This window comes from Arthrobacter flavus, assembly GCF_039526005.1.
GTDB classification, from domain to species: domain Bacteria; phylum Actinomycetota; class Actinomycetes; order Actinomycetales; family Micrococcaceae; genus Arthrobacter_D; species Arthrobacter_D flavus.
On the sequence record NZ_BAAAIJ010000047.1, the window covers coordinates 21,565 to 27,798 of the forward strand.

Genomic DNA, 6,234 nt, shown 5'->3' on the forward strand with positions numbered 1-6,234 from the left:
CTAACCCACCGGACAGACAAGATTTTCATCTTATCGCGAAAGTGCCCCGGAGGTGAAATCGCAGTGCGATTTCACCTCCGGGGCCCAGTCGTAACAGCTGGTTCCCTTGCGGGAGCCTACTTGGCGCGTTCGATTACCTCGACCAGACGCCACCGCTTGGTAGCGGACAGCGGGCGGGTCTCGCTGATGAGAACGTGATCGCCGATGCCGGCGGTGTTCTCTTCATCGTGGACCTTGACCTTGGTGCTGCGGCGAAGAACCTTGCCGTACAGTGCGTGCTTCACCCGGTCCTCAACCTGGACCGTGATGGTCTTTTCCATCTTGTCCGAGACTACGTAGCCACGACGGGTCTTACGGTAGCCGCGGGCGAGATCGTCCGACGTCGTTGCTTCACTCTTCTGTTCACTCACTTGGCGTCCTCCTTAGAAGCCTCGGTGCCTGCGTCAGGCGTGCCCGCATCCGGGGCGTCTTTGGTGGAGGCCTTCTTGGACTTCTTGGCCTTTTCAGGCTTTGCTTCCTCAACGGGAGCAACAAAGTCAGGCCGAATGCCGAGCTCACGCTCACGCATCACCGTGTACAGGCGTGCGATATCGCGCTTCACTGAGCGCAAACGCCCGTGATTTTCCAACTGACCCGTAGCGGACTGGAAGCGAAGGTTGAACAACTCTTCCTTACCCTTGCGGAGTTCTTCGACCAGGCGATCACGATCGAAGCCGTCCAACTGCTCGGATGTCAGTTCCTTTGAACCTATAGCCATGTCTACTCACCACCTTCACGACGCACAATGCGTGCCTTCAACGGCAGCTTGTGGATTGCTAGGCGCAATGCTTCGCGGGCTACCTCTTCTGATACACCGGAGAGTTCGAAGAGAACCCGACCCGGCTTGACGTTGGATACCCACCATTCTGGGGAACCCTTACCGGAACCCATACGGGTTTCGGCAGGCTTCTTGGTCAGTGGGCGGTCGGGATAAATGTTGATCCAGACCTTGCCGCCACGCTTGATGTGGCGGGTCATGGCAATACGTGCAGCTTCAATCTGACGGTTCGTGACGTATGCCGGGCTCAGAGCCTGGATACCCCACTCACCGAAGCTGACCTCAGTGCCACCGGTTGCAGCGCCGGAACGACCCGGGTGGTGCTGCTTACGGAACTTGACTCGACGAGGGATAAGCATTTAAGCCTGTCCTCCTTCCGCTGCTGCCGGAGCTGCAGCTTCAGCCGGTGCAGCAGTTGCCTGCGCCTCGGTAGGAGCGGAACCGGCCGGGTTACGACGACGACGGTCTGCACCGCGGTCTCCGCCACGGTCAGCGCCAGCTGGGCCACGGCTCGGACGGTCGCTTCCGCCACCGCGTCCGCGGGACGGTGCAGCTGCAGCCTGGGCTGCGAGCTCCTTGGCGGTGATGTCGCCCTTGTAGATCCAGACCTTCACGCCGATACGGCCGAAGGTGGTCTTGGCCTCGAAGAATCCGTAATCGATGTTCGCGCGGAGGGTGTGCAGGGGCACACGGCCTTCACGGTAGAACTCGGAACGGCTCATTTCTGCGCCACCCAGACGGCCGGAACACTGGACACGGATGCCCTTGGCTCCTGCGCGCTGTGCCGACTGCATAGCCTTCTTCATCGCACGGCGGAATGCCACGCGTGAGGAGAGCTGCTCGGCAACGCCCTGGGCTACAAGCTGAGCTTCCATCTCGGGGTTCTTGACCTCGAGGATGTTCAGCTGAACCTGCTTGCCGGTCAGTTTCTCCAGCTCGCCGCGGATGCGGTCTGCTTCGGCGCCGCGGCGACCGATCACAATGCCGGGACGTGCAGTGTGGATATCCACACGAACACGGTCACGGGTGCGCTCGATCTCTACCTTGGCGATGCCGGCACGGTCCATGCCCGTCGCCATCAGCTGACGGATCTTGATGTCCTCGCGGACGTAGTCCTTGTACCGCTGACCTGGCTTGTTGCTGTCGGCAAACCAGTGCGAACGGTGGTCCGTGGTGATACCGAGCCTGAACCCATGCGGGTTTACTTTCTGTCCCACTAGCGGACCTGCGCTTTCTCAGGGGTGGCTACTACAACTGTGATGTGGCTAGTCCGCTTCAAAATGCGGAATGCACGGCCCTGGGCGCGCGGCCGGAACCGCTTCATCGTGGGGCCCTCATCAACAAATGCCTCGCTGATGAACAGGTTATCTTCGTCGAATGCGATGCCATCCCGGTCCGCGAGGACACGGGCGTTAGCGACCGCCGACTGTACTACCTTGAATACCGGCTCTGAAGCCGCCTGTGGGGCGAACTTCAGTATTGCCAGAGCCTCATTCGTCTGCTTGCCACGAACCAGGTTGACGACGCGCCGGGCCTTCATAGGCGTGACACGCGAAAAACGCGCAACTGCCTTGGCTTCCATTGCTTTCCTTCTCTCGTCTTCTGCCGCTCGAGCAGCGCCTAGCGGCGCTTGCCCTTGCGGTCGTCCTTTACATGGCCGCGGAAGGTCCGCGTCGCAGCGAATTCGCCGAGCTTGTGCCCGACCATTGACTCTGTGACAAACACCGGGATGTGCTTGCGCCCGTCGTGCACGGCGATCGTGTGCCCCAGCATGTCGGGGATGATCATTGAGCGGCGGGACCACGTCTTGATGACGTTCTTGGTGCCCTTGTCGTTTTCACGAGCTACCTTCACAAAAAGGTGCTGATCGACGAAGGGGCCTTTCTTCAGGCTGCGTGGCATGTCTCCAGGCTCCTATCGCTTGTTCTTGCCGGAACGACGGCGACGCACAATCAGTGAGTCGCTCTCTTTGTTTTTGCGGCGGGTACGGCCTTCGGCCTTACCGTTCGGGTTCACCGGGTGACGGCCACCAGAGGTCTTACCTTCACCACCACCATGTGGGTGATCAACCGGGTTCATGGCGACGCCACGAACGGTTGGGCGGACGCCCTTCCAGCGCATACGGCCGGCCTTACCCCAGTTGATGTTGGACTGTTCTGCGTTTCCAACTTCACCGATGGTGGCCCGGCAGCGAACATCCACATTGCGGATTTCACCGGAGGGGAGGCGGAGCTGCGCGAAGCGGCCCTCTTTGGCAACCAGCTGGACTGACGCACCGGCCGAGCGAGCCATCTTGGCCCCGCCGCCTGGACGCAGTTCCACAGCGTGGATCACGGTACCAACCGGGATGTTCCGCAGTGGCAGGTTGTTGCCTGGCTTGATGTCAGCACCGGCACCGGCTTCCACCATGTCGCCCTGCTTCAGGCGGTTAGGTGCAACGATGTAGCGCTTGGTGCCGTCAACGTAGTGGAGCAACGCGATGCGAGCCGTGCGGTTGGGATCGTATTCGATCTCAGCAACGCGGGCGTCAACGCCGTCCTTGTCGTGGCGACGGAAGTCAATCAGGCGGTACTGGCGCTTGTGGCCACCACCCTTGTGACGGGTCGTGATCTTGCCGGTGTTGTTACGTCCACCCTTTTTGGGGAGGGGACGCACCAGGGACTTCTCCGGTGTCGACCGAGTGATTTCTGCGAAGTCAGCAACGCTTGAGCCGCGGCGGCCAGGCGTTGTTGGCTTGTATTTACGAATAGCCATGTGTCATTTCCTCGTTAAAGTGGTCTCCGCCCTAACCGAGCGGACCGCCGAAGATGTCGATCGTTCCTTCTTTGAGGGTCACGATGGCACGCTTGGTGCCCTTACGCTGCCCCCAACCGAAGCGGGTGCGCTTGCGCTTACCTGAACGATTGAGTGTGTTGATCGAATCGACCTTGACGGAGAAAATCTTCTCCACGGCCAACTTGATCTCTGTCTTGTTCGAGCGAGGGTCGACCAGGAAGGTGTACTTACCTTCGTCGATCAGGCCGTAGCTCTTTTCCGAAACGACCGGCGCAAGGACGACGTCGCGGGGATCTTTGGAGATGGTCGCGCTCACTTGGCGTCCTCCGTAGCTGTTGTGCTCTCGTCAGCATCTACGGTCGAGTCAACTGACCCGACGAACGTGTCGTAAGCGGCCTTCGTGAAGATCACGTCGTCGGAAACCAGCACGTCATAGGTGTTGAGCTGGTCAACATAGAGGACGTGTACTTCCGGGACGTTCCGCACGGACAGTGCCGTGAGATCGTTGGCGCGCTCGATAACGATGAGCAAGTTTGGACGCTCCGAGATGCTGCGAAGCGCTTCGATTGCACCCTTGGTGGACGGCTTGTCGCCGGATACCAGGGACTCGAGGACGTGGATACGGCCGTTGCGTGCCCGATCAGAGAGGGCACCGCGCAGAGCGGCAGCCTTCATCTTCTTGGGGGTGCGCTGGCTGTAGTCGCGTGGGGTGGGTCCGTGGACAACGCCGCCACCGGTCATGTGAGGAGCACGGATCGAACCCTGGCGGGCACGACCTGTTCCCTTCTGCTTGAACGGCTTGCGGCCTGCGCCGGATACCTCTGCACGAGTCTTCGTCTTGTGCGTACCCTGACGGGCAGCAGCAAGCTGAGCCACGACGACCTGGTGCAGCAGTGGCACGTTGGTCTGCGTGTCGAAGATCTCTGCGGGGAGATCGACCTTTACAGTGTTGACAGCTGAGTTCGTGACCATTCTGGTCATGCTCCCTTCACGGCAGTGCGTACGAGGACGACCTGGCCGCGGGCGCCGGGAACGGCACCCTTGATCAGCAGCAGCGACTTCTCGACATCCACAGCGTGAACTGTGAGGCTCAGAGTGGTCTGACGAACGGCACCCATGCGGCCTGCCATTTTCATACCCTTGAAGACGCGGCTAGGGGTGGACGCGCCACCGATAGAGCCGGGCTTGCGGTGGTTCTTGTGGGCACCGTGGGATGCGCCGACGCCGTGGAAGCCGTGACGCTTCATGACACCTGCGAAGCCCTTGCCCTTGGTGGTGCCGATGACGTCGACCTTCTGGCCGGCTTCGAAGATCTCAACAGAGAGCTCCTGGCCCAGCGAGTAGGTGTCAGCATCGGAGGTACGCAGCTCAACCACGTGGCGGCGCGGCGTGACGCCGGCCTTTTCGAAGTGACCGGCCAGTGGCTTGGTCACCTTGCGGGGATCGATCTGGCCGAAGCCGATCTGGACAGCCGTGTAGCCGTCCTGGTCCGCTGAGCGGAGCTGGGTAATGACGTTGGAGTCAGCCTGGACGACGGTAACCGGTACCAGCAGGTTGTTTTCGTCCCAGACCTGGGTCATTCCGAGCTTGGTGCCCAGAAGACCCTTGACCTGACGCGTAAGTGAAGTAGACATTATGATCCGCTCTCCCTTACAGCTTGATTTCGATGTTCACGTCCGCAGGCAGGTCGAGACGCATCAGCGAATCAACGGCCTTGGGCGTGGGGTCAATGATGTCGATCAGACGCTTATGAGTACGCATTTCAAAGTGCTCGCGGCTGTCCTTGTACTTGTGCGGTGAGCGGATAACGCAGTACACGTTCTTCTCCGTCGGCAGGGGCACTGGGCCAACTACCGTAGCGCCTGCGCGCGTCACCGTCTCAACGATCTTCCGTGCTGATACGTCGATGACCTCGTGGTCATACGACTTCAGCCGGATGCGGATTTTTTGTCCCGCCATGGCGTCTCGACTCTCTCTCTCAAGAATTCTTGAATAACTGTCAGTTCCTGCACGTGCTGCGCCCGTTGCACTGGCGCTCCTCCCACAGACTGAATCCGGAAGTTTCCGGGTTCCTCACCCTGCGGAGGTACCGACCCCCGCGCTCGGGCGTGTCGTGGATTTTCCGCAAACTGATTCCTCTGTTTGCTTCCACGTTTCCAGCCGAACTGAAATGGGGGTGGTCATATTTGGGCTAACCGCCCGGTGAACACAGACCCTGCATCAGGCATTATCCTGACCGGGACGGTATCTCAAACCGCGCGCGCAAGCGCTTGAACAACTTGTCCAGTCTTCCAGATATCAGGGCATAAGGCGAATCCACGCCGGGACACGCCCCTCGGTGTGATGTACTTTAGCCGGCTCGCTCCCCCACCGGCCGACGTCGTCCGCCAGAAAAGTGCCCGCGGTGCAGGATCGCTGTGGCGCAACCACGTTCCTGCAGCTCCGCCACTTTCCTGCCGACACCACTGCAGCGCACCCACGTTCCTGCAGCTCCACCACTTTCCTGCCGACACCACTACAGCGCACCCACGTTCCTGCAGCTCCACCACTTTCCTACCGTCACCACTGCAGCGCACCCACGTTCCTGCAGCTGCGCCACTTTCCTGCCGCTCCCCGCCGCCCGACGTCGTGTGTCAGGAAAG

At 60.5% G+C, this 6,234-nt stretch carries 11 protein-coding genes; all 11 read right to left on the minus strand.

Annotation, left to right across the window (positions count from 1 at the left end):
* Nucleotides 1–116 precede the first annotated feature (116 nt).
* Genes rpsQ through rpsJ form a run of 11 tightly spaced genes read right to left on the minus strand, consistent with a single transcriptional unit; the run spans nucleotide 117 to nucleotide 5,551 of the window.
* The gene (gene rpsQ, locus ABD059_RS10095) at nucleotides 117–410 is read right to left on the minus strand and encodes a 30S ribosomal protein S17 (RefSeq protein ID WP_019481502.1); all 294 of its coding nucleotides are present in this window, start codon (nucleotides 408–410) and stop codon (nucleotides 117–119) included.
* Nucleotides 407–757, minus strand: coding sequence for a 50S ribosomal protein L29 (gene rpmC, locus ABD059_RS10100; RefSeq protein WP_024475618.1), 351 nt, complete (start codon nucleotides 755–757; stop codon nucleotides 407–409). Before rpmC ends, rpsQ begins: the two co-directional genes overlap by 4 nt.
* A 2-nt stretch (nucleotides 758–759) precedes the next feature.
* Nucleotides 760–1,176, minus strand: a complete 417-nt coding sequence (gene rplP / locus ABD059_RS10105; RefSeq protein ID WP_019481500.1) for a 50S ribosomal protein L16 — start codon at nucleotides 1,174–1,176, stop codon at nucleotides 760–762.
* Nucleotides 1,177–2,034, minus strand: a complete 858-nt coding sequence (rpsC, locus tag ABD059_RS10110; RefSeq protein ID WP_019481499.1) for a 30S ribosomal protein S3 — start codon at nucleotides 2,032–2,034, stop codon at nucleotides 1,177–1,179.
* The gene (gene rplV, locus ABD059_RS10115) at nucleotides 2,034–2,399 is read right to left on the minus strand and encodes a 50S ribosomal protein L22 (RefSeq protein ID WP_019481498.1); all 366 of its coding nucleotides are present in this window, start codon (nucleotides 2,397–2,399) and stop codon (nucleotides 2,034–2,036) included. The genes rpsC and rplV overlap by 1 nt, the downstream gene beginning before the upstream one ends.
* 38 nt (nucleotides 2,400–2,437) lie before the next feature.
* Entirely contained in the window at nucleotides 2,438–2,719 is a 282-nt protein-coding gene (gene rpsS, locus ABD059_RS10120) for a 30S ribosomal protein S19 (protein ID WP_019481497.1), read from the minus strand.
* A 12-nt stretch (nucleotides 2,720–2,731) separates the two neighbouring features.
* The gene (rplB, locus tag ABD059_RS10125; protein ID WP_026553532.1) at nucleotides 2,732–3,571 is read right to left on the minus strand and encodes a 50S ribosomal protein L2; all 840 of its coding nucleotides are present in this window, start codon (nucleotides 3,569–3,571) and stop codon (nucleotides 2,732–2,734) included.
* Between the two features lie 31 nt (nucleotides 3,572–3,602).
* Nucleotides 3,603–3,908: a 50S ribosomal protein L23 gene (gene rplW, locus ABD059_RS10130; protein ID WP_019481495.1), complete on the minus strand. Its 306-nt coding sequence runs from the start codon at nucleotides 3,906–3,908 to the stop codon at nucleotides 3,603–3,605.
* Nucleotides 3,905–4,573 (minus strand): 50S ribosomal protein L4, encoded by a 669-nt coding sequence (rplD, locus tag ABD059_RS10135; protein ID WP_343879630.1) that lies wholly within the window; start codon nucleotides 4,571–4,573, stop codon nucleotides 3,905–3,907. The genes rplW and rplD overlap by 4 nt, the downstream gene beginning before the upstream one ends.
* Entirely contained in the window at nucleotides 4,570–5,226 is a 657-nt protein-coding gene (gene rplC, locus ABD059_RS10140) for a 50S ribosomal protein L3 (protein WP_024475622.1), read from the minus strand. Before rplC ends, rplD begins: the two co-directional genes overlap by 4 nt.
* A gap of 16 nt (nucleotides 5,227–5,242) precedes the next feature.
* Nucleotides 5,243–5,551, minus strand: coding sequence for a 30S ribosomal protein S10 (gene rpsJ / locus ABD059_RS10145; RefSeq protein WP_003803825.1), 309 nt, complete (start codon nucleotides 5,549–5,551; stop codon nucleotides 5,243–5,245).
* Nucleotides 5,552–6,234 lie beyond the last annotated feature (683 nt).

What these genes read in the sequence shown, in the direction of transcription:
- rpmC (WP_024475618.1), bottom strand. Translation starts at nt 757, where the DNA reads ATGGCTATAGGTTCAAAGGAACTGACATCCGAGCAGTTGGACGGCTTC.
- rplP (WP_019481500.1), bottom strand. Translation starts at nt 1,176, where the DNA reads ATGCTTATCCCTCGTCGAGTCAAGTTCCGTAAGCAGCACCACCCGGGT.
- rplV (WP_019481498.1), bottom strand. Translation starts at nt 2,399, where the DNA reads ATGGAAGCCAAGGCAGTTGCGCGTTTTTCGCGTGTCACGCCTATGAAG.
- rpsS (WP_019481497.1), bottom strand. Translation starts at nt 2,719, where the DNA reads ATGCCACGCAGCCTGAAGAAAGGCCCCTTCGTCGATCAGCACCTTTTT.
- rplB (WP_026553532.1), bottom strand. Translation starts at nt 3,571, where the DNA reads ATGGCTATTCGTAAATACAAGCCAACAACGCCTGGCCGCCGCGGCTCA.
- rplD (WP_343879630.1), bottom strand. Translation starts at nt 4,573, where the DNA reads ATGACCAGAATGGTCACGAACTCAGCTGTCAACACTGTAAAGGTCGAT.
- rplC (WP_024475622.1), bottom strand. Translation starts at nt 5,226, where the DNA reads ATGTCTACTTCACTTACGCGTCAGGTCAAGGGTCTTCTGGGCACCAAG.
- rpsJ (WP_003803825.1), bottom strand. Translation starts at nt 5,551, where the DNA reads ATGGCGGGACAAAAAATCCGCATCCGGCTGAAGTCGTATGACCACGAG.